Below are 16,880 nucleotides of genomic sequence, written 5' to 3'. Positions count from 1 at the left end.
GCGCGGAACCGGTCCCGGACGAAAAAGATCATCGCCTCAGGTAGAGCCCACCGGAAAGCGGAGTCCGCGGAGCCGGACCCTCGAAGAGAACTACGGGACCAGGTCGGCGAGGGGCGTTCCGGGGTCGGTCAGGCGGGCCTTGTCGACGGCCTGGCCGGAGCGGATCAGGGCCTGGACGTCGCCGGTCACGTCCCACACGTTGACGTTCATGCCGCCGACCACCCGGCCGCCCGACAGCCAGAACGCGATGAACTCGCGGCCCTCGACGTCCCCCCGGTGGACGACCTCGTCGTACTCGCCGGGCGAGGCGACCCCCGACATCTCCATGCCCAGGTCGTACTGGTCGGAGAAGAAGTAGGGGACGCGGTCGTAGCTGACGTCCCGCCCGAGCATGGCGCGCGCGGCGGCGGGGCCGCCGTTCAGCGCGTTCGCCCAGTGCTCGACCCGGACCCGGCGGCCGAGCAGCGGGTTGTAGGCGTTGGCGACGTCCCCGGCGGCGTGGACGTCGGGGTCGGACGTGCGGAGCGAGGCGTCGACGAGCACGCCGTCGGAGACCTCCAGGCCCGCCTCCTCCGCGAGCCGGGTGTTGGGCCGGACGCCGATGCCGACGATCACCACGTCCGCCGGGATCTCGGCGCCGCCCGAGGTGACGACCGCCGACACCTGCCCCGCGCCCCAGAACCCGGCGACGCCCTGGTCGAGCCGCAGGTCGACGCCGTGCTCGCGGTGCAGCGCGGCGAACATCCCGCCGATCTCGGGGCCGACGGAGGCGTGCAGCGGGGCGGGCTCCGGCTCGATCACCGTCACGTCGTTGCCGTAGGCGCGCGCCGCGGCGGCGGTCTCCAGCCCGATCCAGCCGGCCCCGGCGACGACCACGCGGCGGCCGCCGTGCGCGATCGCCTGCTTCAGCGCGGCCGAGTCGGCCATGCTGCGCAGGTAGTGGATGCCCTGGAGCCTGGCGCCGGGAACCTCCAGGCGCCGCGGGGAGGCGCCGGTCGCCAGCAGCAGCTTGTCGTAGCCCACCGGCTCCTTGGTCGACAGCCGCACCTCGTGCGCGGCCGGGTCGATGGAGGCGACCGCGACGCCGAGCCGCAGCTCGACGTCGTGCTTGTCGTACCAGTCGGCCTCGTGGACGTGGGCCTTGTCGCGCGGTTCCTTGTCGAGGAGGAAGCCCTTGGACAGCGGGGGCCGCTCGTAGGGGCGCTCGATCTCCTCGCCGACCAGCACCACCCGTCCGGCGAAGCCCTCCTCGCGGAGCGTCTCGGCCGCCTTGGCCCCGGCCAGGCCGGCGCCTGCGATGACGAACGTCCCCTCGGGCATGACGACCTCCTGTAGGTGACCCCTTCTCATCCGGACTGCCCTACTGCGTCGTCCCTACAGCGGCCTCTGAGCTGAGACGAGAGTCATCGTCCGCGTGCCGGAGCGTGCGCCCCGGCGCCTTCCACGCTAGCTCAGCGGGTCTCGCCGCCGAGCATGGCGTGCCGGGCGACCGCCGAGAGATCGGTCAGCGAGGCGATCTGGTCGATGACGGCGCGCAGCCGGGCGGCGTCGTCGGCCGCGGCGGTGAACGCCTCCCGGAATCCGGCGTCGAGGGTCTCGGGCGCCCCGGCGACCATCATCTCGGCCAGCTCGGTGACCAGCGTCCGCTGCCGGGCCCTGACCTCCTCGTGGCTGATCCACACGTAGTGCGCCGTGATGCCCTTGAGCAGGGCGTTCTCCAGCCGCTGCGCGCGCGGGACGATCAGCTGCGCCGCGTACCGGGTGAGCGGGCGGGGGCCGTAGGCCTCCCGGGTCGCGGTCTCGGCGGCGAGGCAGAACCGCCCGATGAGCGTGCTGGTGAGGTTCTTGAGGGCGGCGAGGCTGCGCGGGGTGCCGTCGTAGCGGTCGGGCCAGTACGGCTCGGCGAGCAGCGTCGTGAACCGCTCCTCCAGCTCCGCGAGGTCGGCGTCGGCGCAGTACAGCTTGGTGGCGGTGGCGGCGACCAGGCGCCGCTCGGCGGGGTCGGCGAGCCGCGCGAAGTCGATGTGCCCGGCGACCAGCGCGTCCTCCAGGTCGTGGACGGAGTAGGCGACGTCGTCGCTCCAGTCCATGACCTGCGCCTCGAAGCACGGGCGGCCCTCGGGCGCGCCTTCCCGGACCCAGGCGGCGACGTCGCGGTCGTCGTCGTACACGCCGAACTTGCCGTTGACCGCCTCGTCCTGCGCCCACGGGTACTTCATCGCCGCGTCCAGGGCGGCGCGGGTGAGGTTGAGGCCGACGCTGCGGCCGTGCAGGGGCGGGCCGTCCGGGGCGAACGACTTGGGCTCCAGCCGGGTCAGGACGCGCAGGCTCTGCGCGTTGCCCTCGAACCCGCCGCAGTCGCGGGCGACGATGTCGAGCGCGAACTCGCCGTTGTGCCCGAACGGCGGATGCCCGATGTCGTGGGACAGGCACGCGGTCTCGACGAGGTCGGGGTCGCAGCCGAGGGACTTGCCGAGCTCCCGGCCCACCTGCGCGCACTCCAGCGAGTGGGTCAGCCGGGTGCGCAGGCTCTGCACGGTGTCGGCGCCCGCGTCGGCGCCGGGCGAGGCGACCTGGGTCTTGGCGGCGAGCCTGCGCAGCGCGGCGCTGTGCAGGACGCGGGCGCGGTCGCGCTCGAACGCGGTCCGGTCGCGGCGCTTGGCGGGCTCGGGCGCCCACCGCCGCCGGTCACCCGCCGAGTAGCCGCGGCCGCGCTCAGCTTGGTCGGTCATACTCGTCCAGTACCCGCTTGATCGGTCATGTGCCTCAAGGATAGGACCGGGCCGTGACGGCGGGGTGGCGATCGGGAAAGGCCACCGTGTCAGGGACTCGGCGTCCCGGTGGGCGACCCGCCGGGCGGCGCGGGCGCCGTCGGGTCACCGTGGATGATCTTGATGGTCTCGCTGGGCGTCTTCACGCTCTTGCCCAGCAGGACGTAGGACAGGTAGCCGCCCGTCTCCCGCACGATGTACTGGAACTGGGTGTCGCGGGTCTGGACGCTCGGGCCGCTGCGGGTGGGCGACGCGGCGGCGTGGATGCCGTTGTCCTCGGCCATCCGCTTGGAGCGCAGCCCGTGCCAGGGGTCGGTGACGATCACGCCGGACGACCAGTGCAGCCGCTCGAACTCCTTGCCGACCGCCTTGAAGCTCTCCAGCGTGTCGCGCCCGACCGGCACCGCGACGACCTTGGAGGCCGGGACGCCGCCCTTGCGGATCAGCCACTTCCGGCCGGACTCGGCCTCGGTGAAGTTGTCGCCGGGCGCCTTGCCGCCCACGGTGACGATCGCGGGCGCCACGCCGGCGCGGTAGAGGTCGAGGGCGTGCTGGAGCCGCCATTGCAGCGTCGGGGACGGGACGCCGTTGTACTGCGCGGCGCCGAGCACGATGATCGCGTCGGAGCGGGGCCGCTCGTCTTGGCGGGCCTGGTACCAGACCCGCGCGGCGACGGTCAGCGGCGTCAGCACCGCGATGGCGACGATCCCGGCGATGACGGCCAGCGGCACCGTGACCCAGAGCGGGCGCCTGCGCCGCCCGGCGGGCGCCCCGTCGCCCTCGGAACCGTGGTCGGCCTCGCCGCGCGGGCGTACGTCCTCGTCGTCCGGCTCCAGGTCCGGCAACCCCATTTCCACCGTCATCGCATCGGCCACGTTAGTGAGATGGTCCGCCGCGCGTGCGAAGTTCACAAGTCCGGCGTGTCGTCCCCGCCACATTCCGTTCCCGGCGCCGGAGGCGCACGGGGACGACACGCCCGACCGGCTAGCGGCTGTCGCCGCCCCCGGAGGCTCCGCCCGCCCCCGCGGCCGCCGCCTCGATCGCCGCGCGGCCCGCCTCCAGCCGGGCGACCGGGATGCGGAACGGCGAGCAGGACACGTAGTCCAGCCCGACCTCGTGGCAGAAGTGGACGGAGTCGGGGTCGCCGCCGTGCTCGCCGCAGATCCCGAGCTTGATCCCGGGCCGCGCCCTGCGGCCCTCCTCGGCGGCGATGCGGACGAGCCGCCCGACGCCGTCGCGGTCGAGGGTCTCGAACGGCGACACGCCGAAGATGCCGAGCTCCAGGTAGCGGGAGAAGAACGCGGCCTCGACGTCGTCGCGGGAGAAGCCCCAGGTCGTCTGCGTGAGGTCGTTGGTGCCGAAGGAGAAGAACTCGGCGGCCTCGGCGATCTGCCCGGCGGTCAGCGCGGCCCTGGGCAGCTCGATCATCGTGCCGATCAGCGCCGGGACGTCGACCCCGGTGGCGTCGCGCACCTCGTCCAGGATGGCGCGGGCCTCCTCGCGGACGGCCTCCAGCTCCTGCACGGCGCCCACGAGCGGGATCATGATCTCCGGACGGGGGTCGCCGCCCGCCCGCCGCCGCGACGCCGCGGCCTCGGCTATCGCTCGAACCTGCATCGAGAACAGCCCGGGAATCGCCAAACCCAGGCGCACACCCCGCAGTCCCAACATAGGGTTCTGTTCGTGCAGTCGGTTGACTGCGTCGAGCAGTCTCCGGTCCTGCGGGTCCGCGCCGTCCCCGGCGAGGGCCACCCTGACCGACAGCTCGGTGATGTCGGGGAGGAACTCGTGCAGCGGCGGGTCGATGAGCCGGATCGTGACCGGCAGCCCGTCCATGGCCTCGAAGATGCCCTCGAAGTCCTGCCGCTGGAGCGGTTCGAGGGCGTCCAGCGCCGCCCGGCGGCCGGCGTCGTCCTCGGCGAGGATCAGCTTCTCCACGAGCCGCCGGCGGTCGCCGAGGAACATGTGCTCGGTGCGGCAGAGCCCGATCCCGGCGGCGCCGAAGCGGCGGGCGCGGGCGGAGTCCTCGGGGTTGTCGGCGTTCGCGCGGACCTTCAGCGCGGCCCGCGCGTCGGCGTGCGCCATGATCCGGTCGACGGCCTCGACCAGCTCGCCGCCGCCCGCCGCGGTCAGCCCGCCCTCGAAGTAGCGGACGACGGGAGAGTCCTCCACGGGCACCTCGCCGAGGTAGACCTCGCCCGACGAGCCGTCGATGGAGATCACCTCGCCCTCCCCCACGGTGACGCCGCCGGGCGCGGTGAAGCGCCCCGCCTTGACGTCCACGTCCAGCTCCTCGGCGCCGCAGACGCACGTCTTGCCCATGCCGCGCGCGACGACGGCGGCGTGCGAGGTCTTGCCGCCCCGGGAGGTCAGCACGCCCTTGGCCGCGACCATCCCGGCGAGGTCGTCGGGGTTGGTCTCGCGGCGGACGAGGATGACGTCCTCGCCGCGCCCGGCCAGCTCCACGGCCCGCTCGGAGGTGAACACGGCCTTGCCGACGGCGGCGCCGGGCGAGGCGTTCATGCCCTTGGTCAGCCTGGTGACGTCGCCGACCTCCTCGCCGGTGGCGAAGCGCGGGAACATGAGCTGGGCGAGCTGGCCGCCGGTGACGCGGCGGGTCGCCTCGTCCACGTCGATGAGGCCCTGGTCGAGGAGCTGGCAGGCGATGCGGAACGCGGCGCCGGCGGTGCGCTTGCCGACCCGGGTCTGGAGCATCCACAGCTTGCCGCGCTCGATCGTGAACTCGATGTCGCACATGTCGCGGTAGTGGTTCTCCAGCGTCTCCATGATCTCCAGGAGGCGGTCGTAGGAGTCCCTGTCGATGCGCTCCAGCTCGGTCAGCGGCACCGTGTTGCGGATGCCGGCGACGACGTCCTCGCCCTGCGCGTTCTGGAGGTAGTCGCCGTAGACGCCCTGCTGCCCGGTCGCGGGGTCGCGGGTGAAGGCGACGCCCGTCCCCGAGTCCGCGCCGAGGTTGCCGAAGACCATCGAGCAGATGTTCACGGCGGTGCCGAGGTCGACGGGGATGCGCTCCTGGCGGCGGTACAGGATCGCGCGGGGGGCGTTCCAGGAGTCGAACACGGCGGCGACGGCGAGGTCCATCTGCTCGCGCGGGTCGGCGGGGAACTCCCGTCCCGCCCGGTCGCGCACGATGCCCTTGAAGCGCCCGACGAGCTCGCGGTAGTCCTCCGCGAGCAGGTCGGCGTCGTCCTTGGTGCCGCGGGCCTCCTTGACGTCCTCGACCGCGTCCTCGAAGAGGTCGCCGTCGATGCCGAGGACGGTCTTGCCGAACATCTGGATCAGCCGCCGGTAGGAGTCCCACGCGAACCGCTCGTCGCCCGACTGGGCGGCGAGGCCGCGCACCGACTCGTCGTTCAGCCCGACGTTGAGGACGGTCTCCATCATCCCCGGCATGCTGAACTTGGCCCCCGACCGCACGCTGACCAGCAGCGGGTCGTCGGGGTGGCCGAGCCGCTTGCCCATCGCCCGCTCCAGCGCGGCGAGGTGCCGGTCCACCTCGTCCGCCAGCCCCTCGGGCGGCGACCCGTGCGCGAGGTAGTGCCGGCACGCCTCCGCGGTGATCGTGAATCCGGGAGGGACCGGCAGGCCGAGGTTGGTCATCTCGGCCAGGTTGGCGCCCTTGCCTCCCAGCAGATCCTTGAGGTCCTTGTTTCCCTCAGTGAAGTCGTACACGAACTTCGCCACGGGGAGCTCCTTCTCGCTCCGGTTCCACCCAGCGGCAGTGCCGGACCCCGCTCCCCCGGGGACGGCCGCCGTCGCGACTCCCCAGGCGACGGTGTCTGCGCAGGCGACGGCGTTTCCCCAGGCGGCGGACGGTCCGCTGCCCTGTTTGCCCGGACTGTACCCGCGATGTCGGGTCTTGCTCGGCGCCCCGTCCTCGGCAGCGCGTCTGCCCAGCTCAGAGGCCGGATAGTGGTCTAATCCAGTCCACCGGGACGGGTGCCGGGACGGGCGGGGAAGCCGCGGTCGGACGGCAGGACGGGCGAGGGGGCACCCCCGCCCGCCGTGGCGTACGCATCGCGCTAGAGAGGGAATGATGGATCAGGGAGGTGAGGTCGTGAGGCCGAAGGTCGCGGGTGGCCGGGCGGGAGATCCGTTCGCCCCCATCGCCGATTTCGGGTTCCTGTCCGACTGCGAGACGACCGCGCTGGTCGCCCCGAGCGGCAACATCGAGTGGATGTGCCTGCCGCGGATGGACTCGCCCAGCGTGTTCGGTTCCATCCTGGACCGGGACGCCGGGTACTTCCGGGTCGGCCCGGCCGGTGTGGAGGTTCCCGCCGCGCAACGCTACATACCCGGCACGATGGTGATGGAGACCACGTGGTGGGTGCACGGCGGCTGGCTGGTGGTGACCGACGCCCTGCTCATGGGGCCCTGGCACCACGAGACGGAGCGCTCCCACACCCACCGCAGGGCGCCCACCGACTACGACGCCGACCACGTCCTGCTGCGGATGGTGCGGTGCGTGAACGGGCAGGTCCAGGTCCGGCTCGACTGCATGCCGGTCTTCGACTACGGGCAGACGCCCGCGCGCTGGGAGCACACCGGCTCGGGCTACCACGAGGCGGTCGCGCGCGGGAACGGGATCGGGCTGCGGCTCACCACCGACATGAACGTCGGTTTCGAGGGGTCGCTCGCCACGTCCAGGACGCTGCTCAAGCAGGGCGAGGCGCGGTTCGTGGCGCTGTCGTGGAGCGAGCACGAGGCGCCCTCCAGCTACGAGGACGCGCAGGAGCGGCTCGTCTGGACCGTCCACCACTGGCAGCACTGGCTGGACCGGGGCCGCTTCCCCGACCATCCGTGGCGCAGCCACCTGCAGCGCAGCGCGCTGACGCTGAAGGGGCTGACGTTCGCGCCGTCGGGGGCGGTGGCCGCCGCCGCGACGACGTCGCTGCCCGAGACGCCGGGCGGGGACCGGAACTGGGACTACCGCTACACCTGGATCCGCGACTCCACGATGGCGCTGTGGGCGTTCTACACGCTCGGCTACGACTGGGAGGCCAACGACTTCTTCTACTTCATCACCGACGTCGCCGAGGCGGCCGAGGGCAAGCTCCAGATCATGTACGGGCTGGACGGGCGGGAGGAGCTGCCCGAGTCGACGCTGGAGCACCTGTCCGGCTACGACAACGCCCGCCCGGTGCGCATCGGCAACGAGGCGTACATGCAGGCGCAGCACGACGTGTGGGGCGCGATCATCGGCTCCATCTACCTGTTCGTGCGCAAGCGCGACCGGCTCGACGACCGGCTCTGGAAGATCGTCGTCAAGCAGGTCGAGGACGCCCTCGCCAACTGGAGGATCCCGGACTGCGGCATGTGGGAGGTGCGCGGGGAGCCGCAGCACTTCACCTCGTCCAAGATCTTCTGCTGGGTGGCGGCCGAGCGCGGCGCGCGGCTCGCGCGGGTGCGCGGCGACCAGGACCGGGCGGTCCGCTGGCAGGACGCGGCCGATGAGATCCACGCCGACGTGCTCGCCAACGCGCTCGACGAGCGGGGCGTGTTCACCGCGCACTACGGGGCGACGACGCTGGACGCGTCGGCGCTGCTGATCCCGCTGCTGGGGTTCCTGCCCGCCGACGACAAGCGGGTGCGCGAGACCGTGCTCGCGATCGCCGACGAGCTGTCGGAGGACGACCTCGTCCTGCGGTACCGGGCGACCGAGACCGACGACGGCTTCGAGTCGGAGGAGGGCACGTTCACGATCTGCTCGTTCTGGCTGGTCAGCACGCTGGTGATGATCGGTGAGCTGGAGCGGGCGCGGGCATTGTGCGAGAAGCTGCTCTCCTACGCGAGCCCGTTGCAGCTGTACGCCGAGGAGATCGACCCGCACACCGGGCGGCACCTCGGCAACTTCCCGCAGGCGTTCACGCATCTGGCGCTGATCAACGCGGTGATGCAGGTCATCATGGCGGAGAGCGAGGAGCACCAGCCGCCGCTCGCCTGAGCGGCGGCCGGTCCGTGGCCGGGTGCGTCCCCCGGCCACGGGGATCGACTCAACCCGCGGTGACGCGGTCCAGGGGCGCGGGCTCGATGGTGCCCTTCGCCTTGAGGTAGGCGATGAACGCCTCGCGGTCGGGCAGCTCGTTGCGGTAGGCGTCCCCGAACCCGGTGAACGCGGTGTAGCCGTCCGCGCCGATCAGCGTGTAGGCGAGCGCGGCCAGCCGGTACCGGCGCGCCGGGTCGAGCGGGCGGCCGCCGACGCTGACGTCCGCGGGGTTCACGCGGTCGCCCTCCGGACGGGACGCGTCGTACCGGTACCGGACGTTCCCGGACACCGCGAACGGCGCGAACTTCCCGCCCTGCCACTGCTGCTCCAGGGCCTGGTGGATCTGCTCGCCGGTCACCGAGACGGTCAGGACCGGATTGCCGTACCCGTAGGCGTTCCACGCCTCGCCGAACGTCACGCGGCCGTCCTCGTCACCGGCGCCGGTCCCCTTGGCGTAGGGCAGGTCGCGGGAGACGGCGTTGGAGCCCGTACGCGGCCTGGTCGCGACGAGGGCGAGGTCGGCGCGGCCCTTCCGGGACCGCCCGGCCGTCCAGTACTGGACGTCGGCCGCCAGGTCGCCCATGGTGCTCTCGCCCTGGGCGTTCTGCGTCCGGGTGAAGTCGCCCTTCTGCCGGGCGACGGGCTCGGCGAACCGCTGGGCGCCGCGCGCCGTCCAGTAGTCGGCGATCCTCTTGACCTCGGGGTCGGCGGGGACGTCGCGGGTCACGGGGTGGTTGACGGCCCTGCTCTCGCCCCGCAGCACCTCGCCGCTCCTGTCGAGCCGCAGGTCGATCTCGCTGATCAGGCGGCCGTGGTTGAGGCCCTCGATCACCGGGCGGGGGGCGCCCGCCGGGTCGGGGAGCACGCAGTTGAACCCGGCGTGCCAGTGCCCGGTGAAGATCGCGTCGATCTCGGGGGACGCCTGCCTGGCGAAGTCGATGACCGGGCCCCGGGGGTTGTTGCAGCCGTTGAAGCCCGCGCCGTCCGCCGTGCCGCCGTCGTGGACGTTGGCGACGATCGCCCGCACGCCCTGCCGCCTCAGCTCCGCCGCGTACCGGTTCGCGGTCTCCAGCAGCGGGAGCGCGCGCAGGTCGGGCTGGTAGGAGGTCGAGCCGACGGGCGTGTCGGGGACGGTCAGGTTGATGAACCCGACCGGCATCCTGCGGCCGCGGTCGCCGCGCACCCACTCGATGTTGTAGGGCGGCAGGATCGGCCGGCCCGACCGGGCGCTGACGATGTTGCCGCTGAGGAAGGGGAACCGCGCGCCCCGGAACCGCTTGCCGGTCGAGTCGGTGAAGCAGCTGTCGACGTTCACCTCGCCGAAGCAGCGGCCGCGCTCCATGTGGTCCTTGAGGAACCCGGCGGACACGTCCAGCTCGTGGTTGCCGGTCGCCGAGAACCGGATGCCGAGCTTGTTGAGGACCTCGACGGTGGGCTCGTCGCGGAAGGCGTCGACCTCGAACGGCCAGCCGCTGAAGTTGTCCCCGACCGAGAACAGGATCGAGTTGCGCCGGCCCTCGCGCAGCCGCTTGAGGTGCGCGGCGTTGTACGCGGCGCCGCCCACCTTGATCTTCGTGCCGTCCGGGAGCTGCACCTCGCCGTTCGCGGCGTCGTTGTAGGGCTGGAGGTAGCCGTGGAAGTCGGTGATGGAGAGGAGCTGGACGTCGACGGGGGCCGCCTGCCCTGCGTGCGCGGCGGGGACCGCCGTGCCGGCCGCGAGCGCGACCAGGGCCGGCAGGCCCAACCATCGGGACGAACGAGACACAAGTAAACCTTCCGCAGCAATGGGACGAATCTGGAGAAGATCACCAGTGCCGGGTGTCCGGCCGGAGGAGTGGAGATCATCATCGGGTGAACGGCGACCGGCGGCGCGTCACCTGGCACGTTCCATGATCACAACTTGACTACGGACTTTGCGGACAATGCCGTTTTTGTCGGACGCCCTGGTTACCGTCCCGGACGTGATCACGCCACCGAACGACGACCCGCCCTCCGAGGAGCCCCCGCCTCACCCCGCCCCGGCCTGGGCCCCGGTGGCCCCGCCGCCCCCGGCCGACGCGACCATGCCGCCCCTGATGCCGGGAGCGGCGCAGTGGCCCGAGCCGGAGGGGCACCCCTACGGGACGGGGCTACCGCCCCTGGACCGTCCGACGAGCAAACTGGCGATCACCACGATCGTCACCGGGGTGCTCGGGCTGGTCGTCCTCACGGTGGTGTTCGCGATCGCCGCGCTCGTGCGGATCCGGCGCACCGGCGAGCGCGGCCGGGCGCTGGTCGTCGGCGGCCTCGCCGCGGCCCTGTCCTGGGTGGTGGTCGCGGCGGTGTTCGCGGCGGTCCTGACCACGCTGGACGTGGCGGACCCGACCGCCGCCGGGGACGCGGCGCGCGTCCAGCCCTATCCCAGGGTCGGCGAGTGCTTCGACCTCCCGAGCGGCCGGGAGGTCCCCGACACCGCGATCATCGCGTGCGACCGCCCGCACGAGGCGGAGGTCGTCCTCGCCTTCGACCTGCCGGACGGCCCCTGGCCCGGCCAGGTCGAGGTGGGCGAGACCGGCCGCGCGGGCTGCGACCGGCACGTGCGGCAGCGCTTCCACACCCGCGTGCCGGTCGAGGACGGAGAGGTGATCACGCTCTCTCCGCAGCGGGACGCCTGGCCGCGCGACCGCACCGTGCGGTGCGCGGTCGCCGGGCCGCAGACCTTCCGGCTCACCGGGCCGGTGAGCGCCCTCGGCTACCGGGTGCGGATATGGGACGAACTCCGGACCGGCGACTGCTTCGACAAGCCGAAGAAGGGCGGGGAGACCCTGCGCCTCATCGACTGCGCGAAGCGGCACGACGCGCAGCTGATGGACCGCTTCTCGCTGCCGCGCGGCCGGTACCCGGGCACCAGGGCCGCCGAGCGGAAGGCCCGCCAGGGGTGCATGCGCAGGGTCCTGGACATGTTCCGCGAGCACCGGCCGCGAGTGCCGGTGGACACCTGGTTCGGCTACCCGAGCGCGGAGACGTGGGCGGCGGGCAACCGCGTGGTCGTCTGCTACGTGACGGCCGCCAAGGGCGGCAGCCGGCTGAGCGAGCCGGTCGTCCCCCCGCCCGCTCGCGCCTGAACAGGGCCGCGCCTGGGCCGGGCGGTGACGGACCAATGACTCTAGGCAATGATCACAACTTGAAGTCAACTACTGTCAATGGAGGCCGCCTCCGGCGGCGCTCGCTAGGGTCCCTCCGTGAGCATGCCACCAAATACTGACAACGTTTCGGAGAGGCCCGAACCTCCAGCGGACTGGGCTCTCCCGGGGGAGCCCTCGCCCCCGTCCTCAGGTCCGGCCGGGCCGCCTCCTCCCCCTGGCCCGGCCGGACCCCCTCCACCCCCGTTCCCCGGCTTCCCCGGCCCGGACCCCGGCGCCCCGCGGCGCAGGGACCCGCTCGCGATCGTCGCGCTCGCCACCGGGCTCTGCGGGCTGGCGCTGTTCGGCATCGGCTTCGGCATCGCCGCGCTGGTGCGGATCCGGCGGCACGGCGACAAGGGCAGGGGGCTCGCGATCGGCGGCATCGTCGCGTCCCTCACCTGGGTCGTGGGCGTGGTGGTCGTGGTCGCCGTGATGGTCGGCTCGCTGTTCTCACCCGACCGGGACGAGGCGGGGCACATCCGCGGCAGCGGCAAGGTGCTCGTCGGGACGCTGCGGGTCGGCGACTGCTTCACCGGGGTCGACAACAGCGGCCGCGACCGCCTCGTGACCGCGTTGCCGTGCACCCGTCCGCACGACGCCGAGATCGTCGCGGAGGCGCGGCTGGCCGACGGTCCCTATCCGGGCGCGCGGGAGGCGAACCTCCAGGCGTCCGAGGTGTGCCGGAAGAACCTCCGGGCGCTGCTGAAGAGCCGGTTCGCCCAGGAACTGGATCTCTACGCGATCCAGCCGGACGGCGCGGCCTGGAAGAGGGGCGAGCGGGACGTGCTGTGCGCGTACCGCTACACAGGGCGGGGTTCGCTCACGACGCCGCTCGCCCAGACGGTGGACCAGGCTCTCCGACCTCTCGGGGAGTTCGTTCTCGGCGACTGCTTCGGAAAGGTGGGCGACAGGACCACGAACCTGCGGGCCCGGTCTTGCGCTCGCCCGCACTGGACCGAGGTGTACTGGGTGCAGAACCTGCCCGCCGGCCGCTATCCCGGGGAGAAGGCGGTCGAGGACCGGGCCGAGAAGCTCTGCGACCGACGCGCGAAGCAGGCGTTCTCCCCCCGCCACTCGCCGGACCAGATCCTGTGGCTCTACCCCGAGGCGGCCCATTGGTCGACGGACATCCGCCAGGTCGCCTGCCTTGGCGCGACCGTCGGGAAGCCGACGAAGGGGTCCTTCCTCCGGAAGTGAGCGCCTAGACGACGGCACCGGAGTCCCCCGGGGCGCGCCGGGCCCGCTTCGCGCCCGCGGCCGGGCGCGGCCGGGGCGGCGGCGTCCGGGAGAACCGCTCAAGGACGACGGCCAGCGGCGTCGCGGTGAAGACGCTGGACCAGGTCCCGACGCCGATGCCGACCAGCAGCGCGATCGCGAAGTCGGTGAGGGAGTCGCCGCCGAGCACCGCGAGCGCCGCCAGGATGAACACGGCGCCCATCCCGGTGTTGACGGTGCGCGGGACGGTCTGGAGCGCGCCCAGGTTCGCGACCTGCGCGAACGGCGCGCCCGGACGCGCGCCCCACAGCTCCCGCACGCGGTCGAACACCACGACCGAGTCGTTCACCGAGTAGCCGATGATCGTGAGCAGCGCGGCGAGGAACACCCCGTCGATCGGCTTGCCCAGCCAGGCGAACACGCCGGTGACCACGAGCACGTCGTGCAGCATCGCGAGGACGGCGCCGGCGCCGAAGCTCCAGCGGAACCGGATCGTCAGGTAGGCGAGCTGGACGGCGAGCGCGACACCGAGCGCGATCATCGCCTTGACCCGCAGCTCACCGCCGAGGCTGGGCCCGATCAGCTCGTCGCGCTGCTTGGTGGCGGTGCCGCCCTTCTCGGCGAGCGCCTCCTGGACGCGCTTCTCCTGGGCGTTGTCGAGGCCCGAGGTCCGGACGGAGATGCCGTCGTCGCCGGAGGTCTGCACGACGGCGCGCGGGAACCCGGCCGAGGCGACGGCGGAGCGCGCGGTGTCGATGTCCACGTGCCGCGACGTGGAGTACTCGACGAGCCGCCCGCCGGTGAACTCCACGCCCCAGTTCAGGCCGCGCGAGAAGATCCCCGTCACGGCGAGGGCGACCGCGAGCGCGGACACCCCGAGCCAGAGCCCGCGCCGCCGCATCAGGTCCGGCCGGCGCTCCTCCAGCAGGCGGCGGATCCGCCCGGCCCCGCCGAGCCCGCCCGCCGTCGAGCGGCCGAGCCGGGGCATGCGGGCGAGGGCGGCGTCGGTGAGCACGCGGCTGAGCAGCATCGCCGACACCAGTGAGCCCAGCACGCCGATCGTCAGCGTGACCCCGAAGCCCTTCACCGGCCCGGAGGCCAGGAAGAACAGCAGCCCTCCGGCCAGCAGCGTCGTGACGGCGGAGTCGGCGATCGCCGACCAGGCCCGGTCGAAGCCGATCGCGAGCGCGGCGCGCGGCGTCCGTCCGGGCACGGCGGCGCGCTCCTCCCTGGCCCGCTCGAACGCCAGCACGTTCGCGTCGATCGCCATGCCGACGGCCAGCACGAACCCGGCCAGGCCGGGCAGCGTCAGCGTGGCGCCGACCGCGACGAGCGCGGCGTAGGAGATGAGCGCGTACCCGGCGAGCGCGACGGTCGCCAGCAGCCCGACGAGCCGGTAGACGGCGACGATGAACAGCCCGGTCAGCAGGACGCCGATCACGGCGGCGCGCGCGCTCGCGTCGATCGCCGCTTCGCCCAGCGTGGGGCCCACCACCCGCTGCTCGATGATCGTCACCGGCACGGGCAGCGCGCCGCCCTCGACCAGCGCCGCGAGGTCCTTGGCCTCCTTCGCGCCGAAGTTCCCGGTGATCTGGGTGGACCCGCCGGTGATCCCGACCCCGCAGGCGACGCTCCCGGTCACCTGCGGGGAGGAGATCACCCGTCCGTCCAGGACGATCGCGACGCGCCGCTCGTCCCCGGCCGCGCAGGCGGCCTTGGCGGTCAGCCTCTCCCAGGTGCGGCCTCCGTCGCCGCGGAAGCCGATGTCGACGGCCCAGCCGCCGAGGCCCTGCGGGTCGAGGCTCGCGGACGCCGAGCCGATGCCGTCGCCGGTGAGCGCGGCGGGCCCGATCGTGATCGGACGGCCGCTCTCGTCCTGGATCGTCCGCTCCCCCCGCTGCGGCGGCGCAGCGCTGACGGGATGGGCGGTGAGCTGTGCGGTCCTGCCGAACACCGACGCGGCGTGCGAGGGGTCCTGGACGTCGGGCAGCTCGACGATCAGCCGCCGGTCGCCGGACCGGGTGATCGAGGACTCGGCGACGCCGAGCGCGTCGATCCGGCGGTGCAGCACCTCCCGGGCGCGGTCGGTGGACTCCCGGTCGGCCTTCGCGGCCGGGGAGTCCCGCGTCTCCAGGACGATCTGGGTGCCGCCGCGCAGGTCGAGGCCGAGCTTGGCGGGTCTGGTCAGGGTGAGGAACAGCGACGAGGCGAGCACGGCGAACGCCAGTACCGCCCGCACCACGTTGGCGCGAGACAAGGGGAGGACCTCCACACGGAGCTTCGGCGCCGACGCCGGGAGGGGCGTGCGGCACCGCGGACAGGAACGGCTAGATCCCTGTGGAGGCGGGCGGGGATCGGCCGCGCGGCGCGTCCCCGAAGGCGGCGGAGGGGCGCGAGGGCGCCCGCGCCGGACGGTCGAGCCACGCGGGCGGCGGCCCGACCTGGAGTTCGGACGCGGGCAGGGCCGCGTGCGAGACGTGCGGCGGCGCGGCGGTGGTGTGCCGCGCGGCGGCCGTGGCGGCGGCCTCGGCGGCGTTTGTGGTCTCGGCGTGCCCGTCCCGGTGGCGGTCGGCGGTCCGGCCGCGCGCCGGAGCCTTGGCCGCCGCCGAGGTGACGGAGGTGACGCTGGTGACGGAGGTCGCGGAGGCGGGTGCTCCGGCCGGGGCGGCCACGAAGCCGACCAGGCCCAGCGCGATGACGACCAGCCGCGCGAGCCGCCCGACCGGTGCCGGCGGGACGCGGAGGTCGCGCGTGTCGGCCACCCGTCCCTCCCTCGGTTCGATCGCGTGCCGTCGGTGATCACGCAGAGGCGCGGACTCGGCGCCCGTCCCGCCCAACCTAGCCCAAGAACGCGGTGCTCCCCGCCTCGCTCGACGTTCGTCCAGCGCAGCCGTCAAGCCCTGGTAAGGCCACAATGATCTGGCGCCGCAGCGTCACCGTCCGGCCACGGCCCCGGCTTACCGTGACGAGGTCACAAAAGGGACAAGGAGGATCAAATGCGAAAAGTCAGACAGCGCAGGGCCGCCGCCGCGGTGTTCGGCGCGGCGGCCGTGGTCGCCCTCACCGCACCGGCCCCGCCCGCATCAGCCGCCCCAGCCGCCTCGGCCGCGTCGACGACCGTCCGGACCGGATCCGCCACCGCCGGCCCCTACTCGGGCAACGTGCGGGCGCTGCTGCTCGGCAGCGCCACCATGTCCACCGCGGCGAGCAGCGGGAGCTGCACGGAGGCGACGCTGACCGGGTCGGTGCGGTCGGACGGCGGCGGCCTGTCCGTCGGCGGCGTGGTCTTCAGCACGGGCGGCGGCCCCTGCACGGGCAGCGCGCCCGCGACGATCACCGGCGCGAACCTGCCCTGGACCGGCGGCTCGATCGCCTTCGACCCCGCCCGCACCGGCGGCCGGGACGGCACCGCCACGTTCGCGGGGTTCAGCGCCAGGGTCGTCGTGAGCCTGGGCGGCGCCACGGTCACCTGCGTGTACGGCGCCGACGTCGTCGCCGACGCCTACAACCGCGACAACGCCTCCCGGCCCGTGCCGGACGACGACCAGACCCAGCTCAGGTTGCGGGACGCCAAGATCCTCAAGCAGGCGGGCAGCGACCCGGGCTGCCCGCCCGACGGCACCTACAACGCCACCTACCGGCTGCTCGGCGAGAGGACGGCCGGGTCCGGGACCTTCGACCAGCCCCTCTACGTGACCGGCTGACGCTCCCCCCGCAGAACCC

At 73.2% G+C, this 16,880-nt stretch carries 11 protein-coding genes; 4 read left to right on the top strand and 7 right to left on the bottom strand.

Going from position 1 to position 16,880, the window contains the following annotated elements; all coding sequences use genetic code 11:
- Positions 1 to 90 precede the first annotated feature (90 nt).
- The 4 genes from KLI87_RS15370 to ppdK all read right to left on the bottom strand — a co-directional run bounded on the left by KLI87_RS15370 (position 91) and on the right by ppdK (position 6,476).
- Entirely contained in the window at positions 91 to 1,320 is a 1,230-nt protein-coding gene (locus tag KLI87_RS15370) for an NAD(P)/FAD-dependent oxidoreductase (RefSeq protein WP_156219316.1), read from the bottom strand.
- A gap of 131 nt (positions 1,321 to 1,451) precedes the next feature.
- A complete protein-coding gene (locus KLI87_RS15365; protein WP_214617635.1) occupies positions 1,452 to 2,732 on the bottom strand; it encodes a deoxyguanosinetriphosphate triphosphohydrolase in 1,281 nt (426 codons plus the stop codon).
- Positions 2,733 to 2,821: 89 nt separating this feature from the next.
- A complete protein-coding gene (locus tag KLI87_RS15360) occupies positions 2,822 to 3,622 on the bottom strand; it encodes a YdcF family protein (protein WP_250903906.1) in 801 nt (266 codons plus the stop codon).
- Between the two features lie 133 nt (positions 3,623 to 3,755).
- The gene (gene ppdK / locus KLI87_RS15355; RefSeq protein ID WP_214617633.1) at positions 3,756 to 6,476 is read right to left on the bottom strand and encodes a pyruvate, phosphate dikinase; all 2,721 of its coding nucleotides are present in this window, start codon (positions 6,474 to 6,476) and stop codon (positions 3,756 to 3,758) included.
- 373 nt (positions 6,477 to 6,849) lie between these two features.
- On the opposite strand from ppdK, the gene KLI87_RS15350 reads away from it, so the two are divergent.
- A complete protein-coding gene (locus KLI87_RS15350; RefSeq protein ID WP_308166020.1) occupies positions 6,850 to 8,736 on the top strand; it encodes a glycoside hydrolase family 15 protein in 1,887 nt (628 codons plus the stop codon).
- A 49-nt stretch (positions 8,737 to 8,785) separates the two neighbouring features.
- Here the strand turns inward: KLI87_RS15350 and KLI87_RS40990 are convergent, their stop codons facing one another.
- A complete protein-coding gene (locus KLI87_RS40990; RefSeq protein WP_214617632.1) occupies positions 8,786 to 10,543 on the bottom strand; it encodes a bifunctional UDP-sugar hydrolase/5'-nucleotidase in 1,758 nt (585 codons plus the stop codon).
- Positions 10,544 to 10,739: 196 nt separating this feature from the next.
- Here KLI87_RS40990 and KLI87_RS15340 point away from each other — a divergent pair, with 196 nt between their 5' ends.
- Positions 10,740 to 11,882 (top strand): DUF4190 domain-containing protein, encoded by a 1,143-nt coding sequence (locus tag KLI87_RS15340; RefSeq protein WP_214617631.1) that lies wholly within the window; start codon positions 10,740 to 10,742, stop codon positions 11,880 to 11,882.
- Positions 11,883 to 12,005: 123 nt separating this feature from the next.
- Positions 12,006 to 13,139 carry a DUF4190 domain-containing protein gene (locus tag KLI87_RS15335; protein WP_250903944.1) on the top strand — a complete coding sequence of 378 codons (1,134 nt, stop codon included), beginning with the start codon at positions 12,006 to 12,008 and terminating at the stop codon, positions 13,137 to 13,139.
- A 4-nt stretch (positions 13,140 to 13,143) separates the two neighbouring features.
- Here KLI87_RS15335 and secD read toward each other — a convergent pair whose 3' ends face one another.
- Together secD and KLI87_RS15325 are read right to left on the bottom strand one after the other, a co-directional pair.
- Positions 13,144 to 15,414 carry a protein translocase subunit SecD gene (gene secD / locus KLI87_RS15330; RefSeq protein WP_214617629.1) on the bottom strand — a complete coding sequence of 757 codons (2,271 nt, stop codon included), beginning with the start codon at positions 15,412 to 15,414 and terminating at the stop codon, positions 13,144 to 13,146.
- A gap of 70 nt (positions 15,415 to 15,484) precedes the next feature.
- Complete coding sequence (locus KLI87_RS15325; protein ID WP_156219309.1) at positions 15,485 to 15,919, bottom strand: hypothetical protein; 435 nt, start codon at positions 15,917 to 15,919, stop codon at positions 15,485 to 15,487.
- 234 nt (positions 15,920 to 16,153) lie between these two features.
- On the opposite strand from KLI87_RS15325, the gene KLI87_RS15320 reads away from it, so the two are divergent.
- Entirely contained in the window at positions 16,154 to 16,861 is a 708-nt protein-coding gene (locus KLI87_RS15320; RefSeq protein WP_214617628.1) for a hypothetical protein, read from the top strand.
- Positions 16,862 to 16,880: the final 19 nt, after the last annotated feature.

Origin of the sequence: Actinomadura sp. NEAU-AAG7, assembly GCF_018603865.1 — a bacterium.
GTDB classification, from domain to species: Bacteria; Actinomycetota; Actinomycetes; order Streptosporangiales; family Streptosporangiaceae; genus Spirillospora; species Spirillospora litoris.
This window is presented reverse-complemented; position numbering and strand designations above follow the sequence as displayed.